The sequence below is a fragment of the Chryseobacterium sp. Leaf404 genome, from assembly GCF_001424145.1.
Taxonomy (GTDB): domain Bacteria; phylum Bacteroidota; class Bacteroidia; order Flavobacteriales; family Weeksellaceae; genus Chryseobacterium.
This window is the reverse complement of record NZ_LMQM01000011.1, coordinates 50,923-66,601: the sequence shown is the minus strand read 5'-3', so window position 1 is coordinate 66,601 and position 15,679 is coordinate 50,923. Positions and strand designations below refer to the sequence as shown.

Annotated in this window: 18 protein-coding genes; 7 read left to right on the top strand and 11 right to left on the bottom strand. The window is 36.4% G+C overall.

The features are described from left to right. Positions 1-3: 3 nt before the first annotated feature. The 7 genes from ASG31_RS10025 to ASG31_RS09995 form a co-directional block, all read right to left on the bottom strand. The gene (locus ASG31_RS10025) at positions 4-1,407 is read right to left on the bottom strand and encodes an aldehyde dehydrogenase (protein WP_082504534.1); all 1,404 of its coding nucleotides are present in this window, start codon (positions 1,405-1,407) and stop codon (positions 4-6) included. A gap of 68 nt (positions 1,408-1,475) precedes the next feature. Further along, positions 1,476-1,994 (bottom strand): 50S ribosomal protein L9, encoded by a 519-nt coding sequence (gene rplI / locus ASG31_RS10020; protein WP_056031602.1) that lies wholly within the window; start codon positions 1,992-1,994, stop codon positions 1,476-1,478. Positions 1,995-2,124: 130 nt separating this feature from the next. Continuing rightward, positions 2,125-2,427, bottom strand: a complete 303-nt coding sequence (gene rpsR / locus ASG31_RS10015) for a 30S ribosomal protein S18 (RefSeq protein ID WP_056031600.1) — start codon at positions 2,425-2,427, stop codon at positions 2,125-2,127. Positions 2,428-2,457: 30 nt separating this feature from the next. Next, positions 2,458-2,799 (bottom strand): 30S ribosomal protein S6, encoded by a 342-nt coding sequence (gene rpsF, locus ASG31_RS10010; RefSeq protein WP_056031598.1) that lies wholly within the window; start codon positions 2,797-2,799, stop codon positions 2,458-2,460. 119 nt (positions 2,800-2,918) lie between these two features. Further along, the gene (locus tag ASG31_RS10005; RefSeq protein ID WP_056031595.1) at positions 2,919-4,310 is read right to left on the bottom strand and encodes a chloride channel protein; all 1,392 of its coding nucleotides are present in this window, start codon (positions 4,308-4,310) and stop codon (positions 2,919-2,921) included. A 300-nt stretch (positions 4,311-4,610) separates the two neighbouring features. After that, positions 4,611-5,930, bottom strand: coding sequence for a dihydrolipoamide acetyltransferase family protein (locus ASG31_RS10000; protein ID WP_056031592.1), 1,320 nt, complete (start codon positions 5,928-5,930; stop codon positions 4,611-4,613). Positions 5,931-5,993: 63 nt separating this feature from the next. Further along, positions 5,994-6,821 carry an S-adenosyl-l-methionine hydroxide adenosyltransferase family protein gene (locus tag ASG31_RS09995; RefSeq protein ID WP_056031590.1) on the bottom strand — a complete coding sequence of 276 codons (828 nt, stop codon included), beginning with the start codon at positions 6,819-6,821 and terminating at the stop codon, positions 5,994-5,996. 135 nt (positions 6,822-6,956) lie between these two features. Between ASG31_RS09995 and ASG31_RS09990 the strand changes: the two genes are divergently transcribed. The 4 genes from ASG31_RS09990 to ASG31_RS09975 all read left to right on the top strand — a co-directional run bounded on the left by ASG31_RS09990 (position 6,957) and on the right by ASG31_RS09975 (position 10,135). Further along, positions 6,957-7,913, top strand: a complete 957-nt coding sequence (locus tag ASG31_RS09990; RefSeq protein ID WP_056031588.1) for a PhoH family protein — start codon at positions 6,957-6,959, stop codon at positions 7,911-7,913. Positions 7,914-8,006: 93 nt separating this feature from the next. After that, positions 8,007-8,672, top strand: a complete 666-nt coding sequence (locus ASG31_RS09985; RefSeq protein ID WP_056031586.1) for a porin family protein — start codon at positions 8,007-8,009, stop codon at positions 8,670-8,672. A gap of 115 nt (positions 8,673-8,787) precedes the next feature. Continuing rightward, on the top strand, positions 8,788-9,294 hold the full coding sequence (locus ASG31_RS09980) for a hypothetical protein (protein WP_056031583.1): 507 nt from the start codon (positions 8,788-8,790) through the stop codon (positions 9,292-9,294). 211 nt (positions 9,295-9,505) lie between these two features. After that, positions 9,506-10,135, top strand: a complete 630-nt coding sequence (locus ASG31_RS09975) for an outer membrane beta-barrel protein (RefSeq protein ID WP_056031580.1) — start codon at positions 9,506-9,508, stop codon at positions 10,133-10,135. A 263-nt stretch (positions 10,136-10,398) separates the two neighbouring features. Here ASG31_RS09975 and ASG31_RS09970 read toward each other — a convergent pair whose 3' ends face one another. From ASG31_RS09970 to ffh, 4 genes are all read right to left on the bottom strand, one after another. Next, positions 10,399-10,692 carry a hypothetical protein gene (locus ASG31_RS09970; RefSeq protein WP_056031577.1) on the bottom strand — a complete coding sequence of 98 codons (294 nt, stop codon included), beginning with the start codon at positions 10,690-10,692 and terminating at the stop codon, positions 10,399-10,401. A 57-nt stretch (positions 10,693-10,749) separates the two neighbouring features. Further along, positions 10,750-11,640 (bottom strand): hypothetical protein, encoded by an 891-nt coding sequence (locus tag ASG31_RS09965; RefSeq protein ID WP_131725534.1) that lies wholly within the window; start codon positions 11,638-11,640, stop codon positions 10,750-10,752. 274 nt (positions 11,641-11,914) lie between these two features. Further along, on the bottom strand, positions 11,915-12,094 hold the full coding sequence (locus tag ASG31_RS09960) for a hypothetical protein (RefSeq protein WP_131725533.1): 180 nt from the start codon (positions 12,092-12,094) through the stop codon (positions 11,915-11,917). A gap of 374 nt (positions 12,095-12,468) precedes the next feature. Continuing rightward, positions 12,469-13,830, bottom strand: a complete 1,362-nt coding sequence (ffh, locus tag ASG31_RS09955; protein WP_056031569.1) for a signal recognition particle protein — start codon at positions 13,828-13,830, stop codon at positions 12,469-12,471. Between the two features lie 134 nt (positions 13,831-13,964). On the opposite strand from ffh, the gene ASG31_RS09950 reads away from it, so the two are divergent. The 3 genes from ASG31_RS09950 (at position 13,965) to ASG31_RS09940 (ending at position 15,662) form a co-directional block, all read left to right on the top strand. Continuing rightward, positions 13,965-14,198 carry a hypothetical protein gene (locus ASG31_RS09950; protein ID WP_185113206.1) on the top strand — a complete coding sequence of 78 codons (234 nt, stop codon included), beginning with the start codon at positions 13,965-13,967 and terminating at the stop codon, positions 14,196-14,198. Positions 14,199-14,280: 82 nt separating this feature from the next. Then, entirely contained in the window at positions 14,281-15,396 is a 1,116-nt protein-coding gene (atpB, locus tag ASG31_RS09945; RefSeq protein WP_056031563.1) for a F0F1 ATP synthase subunit A, read from the top strand. 47 nt (positions 15,397-15,443) lie between these two features. After that, positions 15,444-15,662, top strand: coding sequence for an ATP synthase F0 subunit C (locus ASG31_RS09940; RefSeq protein ID WP_056031560.1), 219 nt, complete (start codon positions 15,444-15,446; stop codon positions 15,660-15,662). The last annotated feature ends 17 nt before the right edge of the window (positions 15,663-15,679 follow it).

The window sequence follows — 15,679 nt, the reverse complement described above, 5'->3', positions numbered from 1 at the left end:
TTTTCACAGCAGTTTTTTTATCCATTTCATCGCTGATTCGCTGTATGGTGGGTATTTAAAGTTGGGCTCGCCCCAGGTTGCTCTGTCGAGAACTGCTTTTTGATGCGAAAATGTGTCAAAACCAAATTTACCGTGGTAACTTCCCATTCCCGAATTTCCTACGCCTCCGAAAGGAAGATTTTCGTTGCCCAGATGCATCATTACATCGTTTATACAACCTCCGCCAAAGGAGAGTGTGTTTGTAAAGCCCTCTTTTTCTTCTGAATTATTTGAAAAAAGATATGCGGCTAAAGGTTTTTCGTGCTGTAAAATCTCATTGAGCGTAATATTAAAATCATTGAAGCTGAGAACCGGCAAAATTGGTCCAAAAATCTCATCCTGCATTATCCCGTCATTCCAGCTTACATTTTCCAGAACTGTAGGCTCAATAAATAAGTTTTCCTCCTCAAAAATCCCTCCCGAATAGATTTTATCTCTATCAATAACTTTTACTAATCTTTCAAAATTTTTCTGATTAATAATTCTTGTGTACTGCTCTGAATTATTTTCATATCTAAATTTTTCAATATAAAATTTAAGTTTTTCCAGCAATTGACTCTGAATTTTTTCATGTACCAAAATGTAATCCGGAGCCACACAGGTTTGACCGGCATTGATGAATTTTCCCCAGACGATTCTTTTTGCGGCGACATCTATTTCTGCATTTTCAGTGACGATTGCAGGCGATTTTCCGCCCAATTCCAGTGTGACCGGTGTGAGATTTTCTGCGGCTGCTTTGTAGACTATTTTGCCCACTTTTGTGCTTCCGGTAAAGAATATTTTGTCGAATTTTAATTTTAAAATTTCTGTGGTTTCATCAATTCCGCCTTCAAATACGTGTATGTAGTTTGAATCAAAATTTTTATTAATCATTTCAGCCATTAATTTCATTGTATTTTCGGCAACTTCACTAGGTTTTAAAATACAACAGTTTCCTGCAGCCATAGCGGCGATAAGAGGGGAGAGTGAGAGCTGATAAGGGTAGTTCCAGGCTCCTATAACTAAAACACATCCCAGAGGATCAGAATAGATTTTACTTGTCCCAAACTGATTGGCAAGATTGGTTCGTACTTTTTTTGGTTTTGATAAAGAATTCAGTTTTTTTAAGTAATAATCAATGTCTTTCAAAACAAATGAAATTTCGGTGACGTAAGTTTCAAATTTTGATTTGCCGAAATCTTTTGATATAGCTTCGTAAAAAAGTTCTTCATTTTCAAGAATTAGCTTTTTCAGCTTTTCCAGATTCAATTTTCTGAATTTTAAATTTTTGGTTTTTTGAGTTTTGAAGAAGTCTCTTTGGGAGGAGAGTATATTTTGATAATTCATTTGGAAAAGATTTGATATTGATGATATTTGCTGAAAAACCATGCCAATATACCATAAAAAAACCACCTCTTTCGAAGTGGTTTTTTTATTTGAGAAAATCTCTGTAAGTATTAAGCTTCTTCAGAAGGAGTTTCTTCTACAACTTTAGCTTTAGGAGCAGCTGGTTTAGGAGCTTCTACCGGAGCATCAGAAACGATATCAAATTCGAAGTTGTACTCAACGTTTCTGTGTAATCTTACGTTTGCAGTAACTTTACCAGTTCTTTTGATTGTATTTCCAGGAATTTTGATGTATTTCTTGTCTACCTGTACACCTGCCTTAGCAAGAGCAGCAGCAAGATCTGCATTATTGATAGATCCGAATAATTTGTCACCAGTACCTACTTTTGCAGGAATAGTAACAGAAGTTTTCTTCAACTGATCTACGATACCGTTTGCAGTAGCGATCAATTTAGCTTCTTCTTCCTTTCTAGATTCCAAAGTTGCTTCCAAAGCAGCTTTGTTTTTAGGAGTAGCTAAAAGAGCGAAACCTTGAGGTAAAAGGAAGTTTCTTGCATATCCTGGCTTTACGCTCACTGTGTCGAATTCAAGACCTAAATTTTCTACGTCTTTTTTTAAGATAATATCCATTGTTGTTGTCCGTTTTTGGAGTTTAGAGTTCCGGATTTGAGTTTCGGGATTCTCTAGACTTCGTTAGAATTTAAAATTAATTCAGCAACAAGTACGTACTTGTTTATTTTGTCTTTTTACCTGGCTCTTATTATTTCAATAAATCAGCTACGTAAGGTAGTAAAGATAAGTGTCTTGCTCTTTTTATAGCAGAAGAGACTTTTCTCTGATATTTCAAAGAAGTACCGGTATATCTTCTAGGTAAGATTTTACCTTGCTCGTTTACGAACTGTAATAAGAAATCAGCATCTTTGTAATCAACGTGCTTGATTCCGAATTTTTTGAATCTACAGTACTTTTTATCAGTTTTAGTATTGATATCAAGTGGTGTAAGGAATTTTACTTCAGATTCTCCACCAGCTGAGGCTTGTTTAGCCATATCGTCTATTGCCATGTCTTTGTCTTTTAAATAATTGGTTAATGATTAAGCTCTAGCCGCTTTTACTTTTGCTCTTCTTGTTACAGCGTACTCAATAGCATGCTTGTCTAGTTTTGTAGTAAGGTAACGGATTACTCTCTCGTCACGTTTGAATGCCAATTCTAAATCAGCAACTACAGTACCTTCTCCTTTAAATTCGATTAAAGTGTAGAATCCGTTCTTTTTCAATTGAATCGGATAAGCCAGTTTTTTTAATCCCCAATTTTCTCTAGTGACAATTTCACAGTTCTTTTCTTTCAAAAGATCTACATACTTGTTCACTGCTTCCTCCACCTGAGACTCAGATAGAACGGGAGTTAAAATGAAAACAGTTTCGTAATTGTTCATAATGTTAAATGAATTTGTTAATTATTTCGAGGTGCAAAAGTATGAATTAAATTTAGGATATACAATAAAGAGACTGTATTTTATCTGCTGAAAATGAAAGATTAATGTAAAATAAAGATTTAATGCTTAGTATCTGGATTTTTTCCGTCAGTTTCAATATTTTCTTCACTTCTGATTTCATGCAGGAAATTCATTTTCAAAACATCATATAAAGAATGTCTGCTTACCAGGATAGAGAATAAAGAAGACATCATCCCTGCGAGCATCAGATGGAAAATCAGCGAATGTCTGTCGGTCATTTCCAGAACAATGATTGCTGATGTAAACGGAGCTCTCGTGATTCCTGTCAAAAAAGCAACCATTCCGGCAAGAATAACCACATTGGTTTCGTTCGGCGTCAGATGAATAACTCCTGAAATTACAGAACCAATACTTGCTCCTGCTGTTAAAGCCGGCGCAAAAATTCCTCCCGCGCCACCAGAAGTGAAGGATAAGGCAGGACCCAGCATTCTCAGAATCGGAACATACCAGGATTCGTGTTTGTCCTGTGTAAAAAGTACCCGTTCCATAATTTCTTTTCCTGAACCTAAAATTTCCCGGCTGATAAAAAATGATATCAAAGCAATGATCATGGCACAACTCACCAAAAATAAGACATTTGCGCGGTCAGACTTCAGTTTTCTCTTTTTCCAGCTGTTGATTTTAAGCATCGTCACTGCGAGCTGACTTGCCAGCATTCCCGCAACTCCACCTACCAGAATGATCGGGAACATTACCATTAAAGAAACATCATTTGTTTTCGGATAACCTAAATATAAATAAGAACCTGCTAAAGTCTGTGCCGTTAAACCTGCTATAATTACAGCGGTAAAAAGGGCTGTTTTGAAGTAATTGATATGCGTTTTTGAAAGTTCCTCCACGGCAAAAACAATTCCGCCGAGAGGAGTGTTGAAAGCCGCTGCCAATCCTGCTGCAGCTCCGGTCATAATCATATTTTTCTTGGAGATTTTCGGCCACCAGTCTGGTAGGTATTCGTTCACTTTTCTGAAGACAGATCCTGAAATCTGAATTGTCGGACCTTCACGGCCAACAGCCCCACCACCAATCACCAGAACAACGGATGAGATAATTTTAAAAATAATAATTTTTAAACTTAAAAGACTTCGTATTTTTTTATGTTCTTTGGGATTGGCCAGTTCTACAGCCGCCATCACCTGCGGAATTCCGCTGCCTTTGGCATTGGGAGCAAATTCTTTTACCAGCCACCAGGATAAAACGAATGCAATTGGAGCAATGATGAAAATCATCCAGTCGTGCCAATTGAGAATAAAATGCAGCAGATTTTCGCCCCACGCAAATATTTTCGCATACATCACGGCAAAAAAACCTGTAATCACCGAGCCAATCCAGAAGGGAACCGCCTGAAGAAGGTTATTCTTCAGCTGTTCGTTTCGGATATTGTCGAATGATTTTTTGAGACCTCGTCGGATGTAGATCAATATTCTACGCATAGCTCAAATTTAAGCTAATTTTTACGAATATGGAAATTTTAAATCTATTTTAGCTTAATGAATTTTTGAATTCATAAAAAATATCATTTCTTTAATCGGGTATATAATTTCAGGATTGATCATAATCATTATTTATCTTCAGGTTTGTCATGTTGTAAGCATCTTTACAAAACTGATATAGATTCCTGCGGAACGACAAACGTTGTATATAGATTAATAAAAAAACCTCCGAAAAAATTCCGAAGGTTTTGTATCTGAAATCGGCTCTGAGCGAATTACTCATTACCCATCACTTATTACTTATATTTCCGTGTTGAGATCCCAGTTTTGCAGGTAATCGTGAACGTGTTTCAACATCATTCCACCTAAAGAACCGTCTACAACTCTGTGATCGTAAGAGTGAGACATGAACATCAACTGACGAATTGCGATTACATCACCATCCTTAGTCTCAAGAACTGCTGGTTTTTTAACAATCGCTCCGATAGCCATAATTGCCACCTGAGGCTGAGGAATAATAGGAGTTCCCATTAAATTTCCAAAGCTTCCTACATTAGAAATCGTGTATGTTGCTCCCTGAGTATCTTCCGGTCTTAATTTTTTGTTTCTTGCTCTGTAAGCCAAATCATTGATGGCTTTTGCCAAACCTGAAAGGGATAACTGATCTGCATTTTTGATAACAGGTACTATTAAATTTCCGTCTGGTAAAGCTGTTGCCATACCGATATTGATGTTTTTCTTTTTGATGATGTTGTCACCATTGATGGAAACATTGATCATTGGGAAATCCTGAATCGCTTTTACAATCGCTTTCACGAAAATCGGCATGAAAGTCAGTTTTTCACCTTCACGTTTCTCAAACATATCTTTGTTCTTCGCTCTCCATTTTACTACGTTGGTTACGTCGGTTTCGATGAAAGAGGTTACGTGTGGAGCAATGTGTTTTGCTTTCACCATGTTTTCAGCGATGATTTTTCTCATTCTGTCCATAGGAATGATTTCGTCACCTGCACCAACAGAAATTGTTGAAGCCGGAGCTGAAGTAGCAGCTGGTGGAGTAGATACTGCCTGAACCGGAGTAGCTTGTTGCTGAACTGCCTGTTGTGGCTGGTTTCCGCGGTTTTTAACGAATGTTAAAATGTCTTCTTTGGTAATTCTGCCTTCCAAACCACTTCCTTTGATGTTTTTCAGTTCAGATTCAGAAATGTTTTCTTCCTGAGCAATAGATTTTACAAGCGGAGAAAGGTAAAGATCTCCCGAAAATTCTACGTGAGAAGTCGCTGTTGGATTTAAAGGCTCTTCAATTGCCTTGATGGTTTCTGCATCCGGAGCTGAAGTTTCAGTTTTTACTTCTTCTGTAGCTGTGTTTTCGCCTTCTCCTTCAATTTCTAAAATCGCAATGGCTTCACCTACTTTTGCAACCTCGTCTTTCTGCTTCAGGATTTTCACGATTTTCCCCGAAACTGGTGTCGGAACGTCTGAATCAACCTTATCTGTTGCAATTTCCACTACCGAATCATCTTCTTTTACCTGATCACCTTCATTGAACAACCAAGTGATTACTGTAGCTTCCATAACGCCTTCACCCATCGACGGAAGCAATAATTTGTATTCTGCCATTTTTAAATTTTAGATTTTGACAAATATATAAAAAAAATCGGTTTTTTTACGAAATGTATAATTTTATGAAAACTGAATGAATATTTTTTCGCCCACATTCAAGCCGAAAAGACTTTTAGCACCATTCTTTTTGCTGCCTTTATAAATGGTAAGTTCCAGCAGATCACTGTCATTGAATATCGCCGCAGACTGCCCGTGGTACTCTGTTTCACGCTCCCAGTCGCTTACTAGCTCTGTATGGGTTGAGAAGATTTTAGACAGGCTCAGGTTTCTGAATTTGATGGTAAAATTCTCCTGTCCGCGCATGATGCTTTCAAAAAATTCTTTGTTGATATTTGAGATTATATTTCCGAAATTGTCAATGTATGTTACTTCGCCCACCATTATTTTTTCAGATTCATTATAAACAGGCCTTGGGAAAGAGAGCTGTTTTACTATATCTATTTTCCGTCCTATAACTTCCGGGAGGCCGCCGTTTGCCAAATGTACTGCCACAGGCACAAAAACATCGGTGGATGTAAAATTTACAATGTCATCAAATCTGTTGTTAAGGGTGATTTCGTAAATGGCTTCAGGTTTGATATCAAAAAAAATCAGGCTCAGAACACCGTTATCCGCAGCGATAAAATATGAGCCATCAGCTTTATATAAAATATTTCTGCGTGATTTGTGATAAAAACTGTCTGTGGAGATGATATGAACTGTTCCTTTAGGGAAAAATTTATAAGCGTTTCTTACAATCTGTGATGTCTGTATTAAATTGAATGCCTGAATGCTGTGGGTAATATCTGTAATAATTACCTCACGGTTCAGCGTAAGAATGCTGCCTTTGATGGCTGCAACTCTGTAATCTAAAGTTCCTAAATCTGATGTAAGCGTAATAATAGACATGAAAAAAATGCGTAGAAATGCGAAGCGCAAATATATTTAAAAATTAAAAAAAAGATGACCAAAATGTGGAAAAGTATTTGGATAATTTCAGAAAAAAATAATTTAACTTTAAAAATTATAAAATAAACTATTTGCATGTTTGAACTGACTTATGATCTGGAAGATGTTGATGTGAAAATCTTCTATGGGGTGAATAACCAATATTTCAATTTGATAAAATCAAGCTTTCCCACACTTAAAATTACCGGCAGAGACCATTCTGTTTTTGCCATCGGAAACAGGGAGGCATTAGATATATTTAAACTTAAACTTGACGATATCGTCAGATTTATCTCCAGCAATAATTCCATCGGTCTCAAGGATCTTGAAAGTATTCTTAACCTTAAAGATGAGAGCGAAAAACAGTTGGTTTTTGATCAGGATATTATTGTAAAAGGTGTTAATGGGAAAATCATTAAAGCTAAAACCACCAATCTCAAAAAACTGGTAAAGGAAACCGATAAGAAAGATATGGTTTTTGCCATCGGACCTGCCGGAACGGGGAAAACTTACACGAGTGTTGCCTTAGCTGCGAGAGCTTTAAGAAATAAGGAAGTTAAAAGAATTATTCTTACGAGACCTGCAGTGGAAGCCGGTGAGAGCCTTGGTTTTTTGCCCGGTGACCTTAAAGAAAAGCTGGATCCGTATATGCAGCCCCTTTATGATGCGTTAAGAGATATGATTCCGCATGAGAAGCTGGAAGGTTTTATGGAAAAGAGAATTATAGAAGTGGCTCCGCTGGCTTTTATGAGAGGGCGTACATTGGATGATGCCTTCGTAATTCTGGATGAAGCTCAAAATACAACACGCTCCCAAATGAAAATGTTTCTTACCAGAATGGGGATGAATGCCAAATTTATCATCACGGGAGATCCCAGTCAGGTAGATTTACCTCCAAAACAGCAGTCTGGTCTTCGTGAAGCGATGAGAATACTGAAAGATGTGAAAGAGATTGGTTTTGTGCATCTTACGGAAGAAGATGTAGTGAGACATCCTGTGGTAAAAAAGATTATTCTGGCTTATAACGAAGATGATAAGAGGCAACAGGATTGAAGTTTTTTGCTAAATTTTAAAAAATATTTGGTAGTTCTGTAAAATGTGATATATTTGGAGTCTTAATAAAATGTTAAACTTTAAAATAATCAGATGAAAAAATTATTAACTATTGCGTTATTTGCTTTTCTTGGAACTACAATTGCCAATGCACAGGAATTCAGATTTGGTCCGAAGGCGGGTTATTCTCTTTCGATGTTAAAAGCTGAAGGATCAGGAGAATCTTATAAATTTGATTCAAAATCAACTTTCTATGCAGGAGGTTTTGCTGAATATAAATTTAATGATAAGTTTGCTGTGCAGGGAGAAGTTTTGTATTCAGAACTGGGTGGTAAGCAGGAAGAATCTTTCAACATCACAGAAATGGGAGTAACGGTAACCGGTACTGCGAAAACTGATCTTAAATTTGGTATGGTGCAGATTCCTGTAAGTGCAAAATATTTTGCTACAGAAAATCTGGCTTTTGGATTGGGATTAAATGTAGGCATTGTAACCACTGCAGAGACTGAATATTCAGTAACTGGTTCGGCAGGAGGTCAGTCTGCTTCTCAAAGCGGAACAGAAGACATTAAAGACGATGTAAATTCGCTTAACCTTGCACCATTTATCGGAGCGGAATATACTTTGAATAACGGATTATTCTTTGATGCAAGATACAACCTTGGTGTTTCAAACATGATAAAAAACCCTGAAGGAGACGAAACTTTGAAAAACAGCTTCTTCCAGATTGGTGTTGGTTTCAAGTTTGGAGGTAAATAATATATTCCTCGGTTTTAAATAAAAGTAAAGCAGAACATTTTAGTTCTGCTTTTTTTGTGCGGCATCGGATTTGCAGTGTGGTAGGCATTATAAAATAATTTTAAACTAAAGAGAAATGAAAAAGTTAATTTTATTAGGTGCCTTTGCCCTGTTTGGAAATTTTGCAAACGCGCAGTCAGGTTTTAAATTAGGTGGTCACATCGGTGCTCCTGTGGGTGATGCTTCAGAAGTTGCAGCCTTCACACTGGGAGTTGATGCAGCTTATATGTGGACAGTTATGAAAGGTCTCGATGTGGGTATCGCTTCCGGATATTCCCATTTTTTCGGGAAAGACAGATGGGATGATTTCGGATTTATTCCGTTGGCTGCTTCAGGAAAATACAGATTTAACGGGCTTCCTCTGTTTGTGGGCTTGGATTTGGGTGGAGCGATTTCAACCAAAGAAGGTATCAACAGTGGGCTTTATGTGTATCCAAAAGTTGGATTTCAGTTGCCTAAAGCAGAACTGTATCTAGGATATCAGAATATTGGAAGCGAAAGAGGAGACTGGGAAAGAAGAGACAGAAGAATAGATTCGAATTTTGGAGCCATTAATCTTGGTGTAAATTTCTTCTTAAAGTAGAATTGATAAAAAAATAACAATAAATTTTTTCCGGTTGCAAAATCGGAATTTTTTTTTGTGTTCATTGTGAAATAGTCATTTTAAACATCACACTGTGAATTTTTCCCGTAAAAACTCAATAATGATGCGTGATATCAATCATATTAACAAATTTTAATTTTGAAAATTGTCACTATACATTTGCTCCCAGAAAGTATAAAATTAATCAAAAATGAAAAAATTATTAGTTGCAAGTGCTGTTGCACTTTTCGGTTTAGGAAACGCTCAGACAACTCCAGGACCAATCGCTAAGGGAACTACTTATGTTTCGGGTACTGTACGTTATTCTTCAATTGAAGATAATAACAGTGATACAAAAGTTGACGACTTCGAAATTGTACCTACCGTAGGATATTTTGTTGCTCCAAACCTTGCTATTGGTGCAGGTTTAGGATATGCTTCAAGAAGCGTTAAGGAAACAGATACAAATAGTTATGATAAATATACTCGATCTGCATTTGTTGTAGAGCCTTTCGTAAGAAAATACTGGACTTTAGGTGATAAGTTATACTTTTTTGGTCAACTTTCAGTTCCTATGGAATTCGGTACCGAAAAAGCTGAAGAAAATTTTAATAATTCTACAACTTCAGACAAAGTAAAATATAATGCAGTAGGTGTTTCAATTAAGCCAGGTTTGGATTATTTCTTAAACAAAAACTGGACGATCGAAGCTACAATTGGAGAATTCGGTTACAATACATCTAAATATGATGTGGATGGAGCTAAAAATGTAAACAACTTTAACTTTGGATTAAACCTTACTAACGTGGGTATCGGTGTTAAATATGTTTTCTCTAAATAATCAGTAAACATTATTTGATATAAATCCTGAGATTTTTTTCTCAGGATTTTTTTGTATGATTAATGTACCGGAAATATTTTCAAATATCTCATTTACAATTGTCTATAATTCTGCGTAAAGGTAAAGTGTGATATTGTATTAAAACGGGAGTTGTAGCATGTTTTTTCAATTTCACAAATCATTTGCCAAGTTATTTTCATCATATTCCTTGATTTGCCTTTTAGTGGCAAGACCTTTCCAGCTCAGTTCGAGAACTTCAGTGATTAATTTGTGATTGTGATTATGAATCCACATACAGATGTAAGGGTAATTTTTAAAATGGTCAGGTAAATGAAAATCTCAGGATAGGTTTTCAGATACCTGTCTCTGAATTCAAAATCAAGCCGTATCGGAATAAATTCTCCACTGTCATGAAGTCTGCACATCAGTTTGCCACGCATTTTAACTGAAGGCGTGCCCTCGTGAGACGTGCTTTCTTCAGTTCCAGGGAAAGTGAGGGCAATGTTTTTTACTGCTTCAAAATCGCTGTAATTAAAGTTTTGTGGTTTGGTTTTCATGAGCAATTTATCTCTTTATTAATGTAAGTAAGTCAGCTCCGTTTCTGAAAATACTTTTTAGCTGACAGCATTTTTTTGTTTTAGATAAACTACTATGCCAATAGCAGCTATCACTCCTCCCAATAATGAGTAAATTAAAAGGTTTGATTTGCCAGCTGTTTTATTACTTACTGTAGACTTTGTTGTGCAGTTGCAGACAGATTCACTGTCAGATTCATCTTTTGATGTCGGACTAGTAAATTTAACAGGTTCAGTTAATTTCATATTTTCATTTCCGCTTGCATCCATCAGACCAAACTGAACTTCGTAATCAGTGTCTTTATCAAAAGCAAATGCACCGCTGCACATACCATGTCCGATTGAAATATTTTGACCTTCACTTGTTAAAAAATAGTCAGAATGTGTTTTGTTTTTTCGGTTAAAGACTTTGGCATAAATCAGAGTAGGTGAGTTGTCTTTAAATATTCCACAAAAGTTTACATGCATTTCCGGGCCACATCCAAATGATGTGTAACTTCGGCTGTTGTAAATTGGCAAACATTCCCAAACAGGCTTGTCGAGGTCTTTTTTTGAGCTGACTGTCCATTTTGCAACTTTGTAGTCCTGTTTTTCATATTCTCCCAGACCGCCAATTTGAAGTTCGTAAGTTTTTCCGGTCTGAAGTTCTCTTTCCGGCTGTAAAATTGCCTGTGTAAGCCCAAATTGACCTTTTAAAATCCTTAAAACTTTTAATGGAATCCTTACTGCGTTGCCTGTTAAATAAATTCTATTTTTTTTGTTAAGCTGTAAGATTAATTCCTGAGACTGAGCATAACCTTCCACCACAAATATTGAATTTGGTGCAATATTTTGTTGATTTGGCCAAACATTAATACCTGAAAACGAGCATTCGGCTTTCGCAGAAAAATTAAATGTGAGAATTACTAAGAGTAAAATCAGTTTTTTCATTTTGCTTTTTTTTATGCTATTAGATGCTGTTTTAGCGGAAGACAAGGTTCGACATGGGTAAAATCAATATGGGAAAAATCAATATTTTTTTACCTCTGGCATGTCGAATATGGCTTTTGGTCATAATTTAGCTGATATAATCCCAAAATTTATCCAGGGAATTGTTTAAATATGAATTTAAAGCAAATTTTAAATCTTCATTCTAAGTAATTTCGAGAATTTCATCTGTTGAGTCAGGTCTGAATGCCCAAATCCAACATAAAAATTTCATCTTCTAACGGTGGATTATTGTCTGGAGTAAATTCAAAATATCCTCTTCCACACCAATTGTATTGACTACGATACAATCAATAACAGATAAACGTTCATCAAAATTTTCAAAATCATCGATGTTGTTAAGCATAATTTCATTCGGATAATTTTGTGATATTTCTTTCAGTGTTTCGTTTTTCATGAAGTCGCACAACTTTTGTCTTCGGGCACTTCGTCGATCTTTATTTAATTCCATAAAAATAGCAAACAATTCTAAGATCCTGTTTAAATTTTATCAAAAAAGTAATTCTGATTCAAAAACTCTTCGACGAGCTCCTAGTGACACCGTTAAATTAAGCGGTTAGTATTACATTTGTCATTCTGAGCCTGTCGAAGACTCAATTAAGCAAGCCTTTAAAAATCAATATAATCAAACTATTATAATAATTTGTAAACAGTCTCTTAAAAATGAGAATATTTTTAAAACCTTCTGGGAATCACAAAAAAAACTCCCAGAAAATCTGAGAGTTTTGTATTTTTAAGCCATAAGCCATAAGCCATAAGCCATAAGCCAACCTATTTTCCAAACATTCCGCCCATTCCCGGCATATTTGGCATTTTGCTCATCATCTGCATCATTTGTTTTCCCTGTGGCCCCTGCATCATTTTCATCATTTTCCCCATTTGGTCAAACTGTTTCATCAAAGCGTTCACGTCTTCAATTTTTCTACCTGCACCCTTGGCAATTCTGTTTTTTCTCTGCGTATTGATGATAGAGGGTCTTCTTCTTTCATCCGGAGTCATAGAATGAATAATCGCTTCGATATGTTTAAATGCATCGTCGCTGATCTCAACATCTTTAATGGCTTTTCCTACTCCCGGGATCATTCCCATAAGGTCTTTCATGTTACCCATTTTTTTGATCTGGTTGATTTGCTTCAAGAAGTCATCAAAACCAAACTCATTTTTAGCAATTTTTTTGTGAAGTTTTTTTGCTTCCTCTTCGTCAAACTGCTCCTGAGCTCTTTCTACTAAGGAAACAACGTCTCCCATTCCCAGGATTCTGTCGGCCATCCTTTCCGGGTAGAAAAGGTCTAAAGCTTCCATTTTCTCTCCTGTAGAAATGAATTTAATTGGCTTTTCAACTACCGAACGAATCGTTAAAGCAGCTCCACCACGGGTATCACCGTCTAATTTCGTTAAAACAACCCCATCAAAATTCAAAGTATCGTTGAAGGCTTTTGCCGTATTTACAGCATCCTGACCTGTCATTGAGTCAACTACGAAAAGTGTTTCATTAGGCTGAATAGTAGTGTGAACAACTTTAATCTCGTTCATCATCTGCTCATCAATCGCCAAACGGCCCGCCGTATCAACGATTACAATATCGTGACCATTAGATTTGGCATAGGCAATGGCATTTTTAGCAATACCTGCAGGATCTGTGGAACCTTCTTCGGTGAAAACCGGAACTCCGATCTGTCCACCAAGAACTTTCAGCTGATCAATTGCAGCAGGACGGTAAACGTCGCACGCTACCAATAAAGGTTTTTTGCTTCTTTTTGTTTTAAGGTAATTGGCAAGTTTTCCGGAAAAAGTGGTTTTACCTGAACCCTGAAGACCTGCGATAAGAATCACAGACGGTTTACCTGAAAGATTGATGCCTTCCTGAGAACCTCCCATCAATTCTACCAACTCGTCGTGAACGATTTTCGTCATCAGCTGTCCCGGAGTAAGCGATGTAAGAACGTTTTGTCCCAAAGCTTTGTCCTGAACTCTTTTGGTAAGGTCTTTGGCAACTTTATAGTTAACGTCAGCATCCACCAACGCTCTTCTGATTTCTTTTACGGTCTCTGCAACGTTGATTTCGGTGATTTTTCCTCTTCCGGAAATGTTGTGCAGTGCTTTATCTAATTTATCCTGTAAACTATTAAACATAAAAAATAATATATAAGGTTTGCAAAAATAAGCTTTTTTTTAAGAATTTAAAACATCGTTATGTCGCTGTTTTTCAATTATAATTTTATTTTTGCAAAATGTATTTTTTTGATTGTTTTATTGTAATTCTTTTAATGCTGATTTTAAACCTGATGGTCTACATTATATTTAAAAGATACATGTATAAAAAAGATGATGCTGCGATGAAGTTTCTTGTGGTAAATATCACCAAAGATGTTTTGTGGATGGCAATTTCACTCATGCTGATAGAAAAAGCGAGACCCAATTTTATTTTTCTTGTGGTATGTTTTGTTATTTCGTCTTGTCTGATGTACTGGAGTGTGATAAAACTGATTAACAAATCGTGACTTTTTTGATGATAAAAATCAATTTTTAATATTTGCAGACTGTAATAAATTCGATATATTTGCACACGATTAAAAAAGAGATATGAACAGAAAGATTTCTTCATTATTTTTCACATTTTTATTTGTACTTGTCGGTAGTTTTGCTTCTGCACAGCACGAATCTGAAGGTGAAAAATCTGCTGAAAAAGTAGAGCACAAAGAGGGCGAAAAAGGCTTCAATGCTACAGAAATGATCATGGAGCACATCGGTGATTCAAATGAATGGCATTTATGGACTACTAAAGATGATAACGGTGTAGAGCATCACGTTTCTGTTCCTCTTCCAATTATTATTAAGGACAATGCTGGATGGCATACTTTCCTTTCAAGTGATATCGCACACGGTCACGAGCACGAAGGTTATACTTTACAGCACGGTAAAGTAGTTTCTACAAAAGGAATCCAGGAAGCAAGACTTTTCGGAATGATTTCAGGAAAACAATCTGCAGCTGATTCTTACTTTGATCTTTCTATTACTAAAAATACTGCATCGATGCTTCTTTCAGTTATTTTCATGGCTGTAATTTTCATCGGAATGGCAAGAAACTATAAAAAATCTCAGTTACCAAAAGGAGCGGGTAGACTACTGGAGCCTGTGATCGTTTTCATAAGAGACGAAGTAGCTATTCCAAACATCGGATCTGTAAAGTATAAAAGATATATGCCTTATTTATTGACTGCATTTTTCTTTATCTGGTTCAATAACCTTTTCGGATTGATTCCTTTCTTTCCGTTCGGAGCTAACCTTACAGGAAACATTGCGATTACGGCAGTGTTGGCAATCATTACTTTATTAATTACATTATTCAGTGCGAATAAAGATTACTGGAAACACATATTTATGCCACCGGTACCTTTATTATTATACCCGATCATGGTTCCAATTGAAATCATCGGAATCTTCACAAAGCCTTTTGCATTGATGATGCGACTTTTTGCCAACGTAACGGCAGGTCACATTATGATTTTGGCGATCATCTCTTTGATCTTCATCTTCAAATCTCCTTTACTAGGATTTGCATCTGTACCATTGGCATTGTTTGTATCGGTACTTGAATTATTGGTAGCAGCTTTACAGGCATATATCTTTACTGTATTATCAGCATTATTTATTGGTATCGCAGTACAGGATCATCATCATGAGGAGCACGCTCACTAATTAAACGGAATTTAAAAAATAATTTTAACTAATATAATTTATTTATTATGGACATGTCAACAGGAGCAGGTTTAGTTTACGTAGGAATTGGTTTAGCAGTATTAGGCGTTGGTCTTGGTATTGGTAAAATCGGAGGTCACGCAATGGATGCTATCGCAAGACAGCCAGAGCAAGCAGGTAAGATTCAGGGAGCAATGCTTATTGCTGCAGGTCTTATCGAAGGTGCTGGTCTTATCGCGATTATCTTTGGTGCTTTCATCAAGTAATCTATCCTCAAAAAACA

What these genes read in the sequence shown, in the direction of transcription:
- ASG31_RS10025 (WP_082504534.1), bottom strand. Translation starts at nt 1,407, where the DNA reads ATGGTTTTTCAGCAAATATCATCAATATCAAATCTTTTCCAAATGAAT.
- rpsF (WP_056031598.1), bottom strand. Translation starts at nt 2,799, where the DNA reads ATGAACAATTACGAAACTGTTTTCATTTTAACTCCCGTTCTATCTGAG.
- ASG31_RS10005 (WP_056031595.1), bottom strand. Translation starts at nt 4,310, where the DNA reads ATGCGTAGAATATTGATCTACATCCGACGAGGTCTCAAAAAATCATTC.
- ASG31_RS09965 (WP_131725534.1), bottom strand. Translation starts at nt 11,640, where the DNA reads ATGAAAAAACTGATTTTACTCTTAGTAATTCTCACATTTAATTTTTCT.
- ASG31_RS09970 (WP_056031577.1), bottom strand. Translation starts at nt 10,692, where the DNA reads ATGAAAACCAAACCACAAAACTTTAATTACAGCGATTTTGAAGCAGTA.
- ASG31_RS09980 (WP_056031583.1), top strand. Translation starts at nt 8,788, where the DNA reads ATGAAAAAGTTAATTTTATTAGGTGCCTTTGCCCTGTTTGGAAATTTT.
- atpB (WP_056031563.1), top strand. Translation starts at nt 14,281, where the DNA reads ATGAACAGAAAGATTTCTTCATTATTTTTCACATTTTTATTTGTACTT.
- ASG31_RS09990 (WP_056031588.1), top strand. Translation starts at nt 6,957, where the DNA reads ATGTTTGAACTGACTTATGATCTGGAAGATGTTGATGTGAAAATCTTC.
- ASG31_RS09960 (WP_131725533.1), bottom strand. Translation starts at nt 12,094, where the DNA reads ATGAAAAACGAAACACTGAAAGAAATATCACAAAATTATCCGAATGAA.
- ASG31_RS09995 (WP_056031590.1), bottom strand. Translation starts at nt 6,821, where the DNA reads ATGTCTATTATTACGCTTACATCAGATTTAGGAACTTTAGATTACAGA.
- rpsR (WP_056031600.1), bottom strand. Translation starts at nt 2,427, where the DNA reads ATGGCAATAGACGATATGGCTAAACAAGCCTCAGCTGGTGGAGAATCT.
- ASG31_RS09940 (WP_056031560.1), top strand. Translation starts at nt 15,444, where the DNA reads ATGGACATGTCAACAGGAGCAGGTTTAGTTTACGTAGGAATTGGTTTA.
- ffh (WP_056031569.1), bottom strand. Translation starts at nt 13,830, where the DNA reads ATGTTTAATAGTTTACAGGATAAATTAGATAAAGCACTGCACAACATT.
- ASG31_RS09975 (WP_056031580.1), top strand. Translation starts at nt 9,506, where the DNA reads ATGAAAAAATTATTAGTTGCAAGTGCTGTTGCACTTTTCGGTTTAGGA.
- rplI (WP_056031602.1), bottom strand. Translation starts at nt 1,994, where the DNA reads ATGGATATTATCTTAAAAAAAGACGTAGAAAATTTAGGTCTTGAATTC.
- ASG31_RS09950 (WP_185113206.1), top strand. Translation starts at nt 13,965, where the DNA reads ATGCTGATTTTAAACCTGATGGTCTACATTATATTTAAAAGATACATG.
- ASG31_RS09985 (WP_056031586.1), top strand. Translation starts at nt 8,007, where the DNA reads ATGAAAAAATTATTAACTATTGCGTTATTTGCTTTTCTTGGAACTACA.
- ASG31_RS10000 (WP_056031592.1), bottom strand. Translation starts at nt 5,930, where the DNA reads ATGGCAGAATACAAATTATTGCTTCCGTCGATGGGTGAAGGCGTTATG.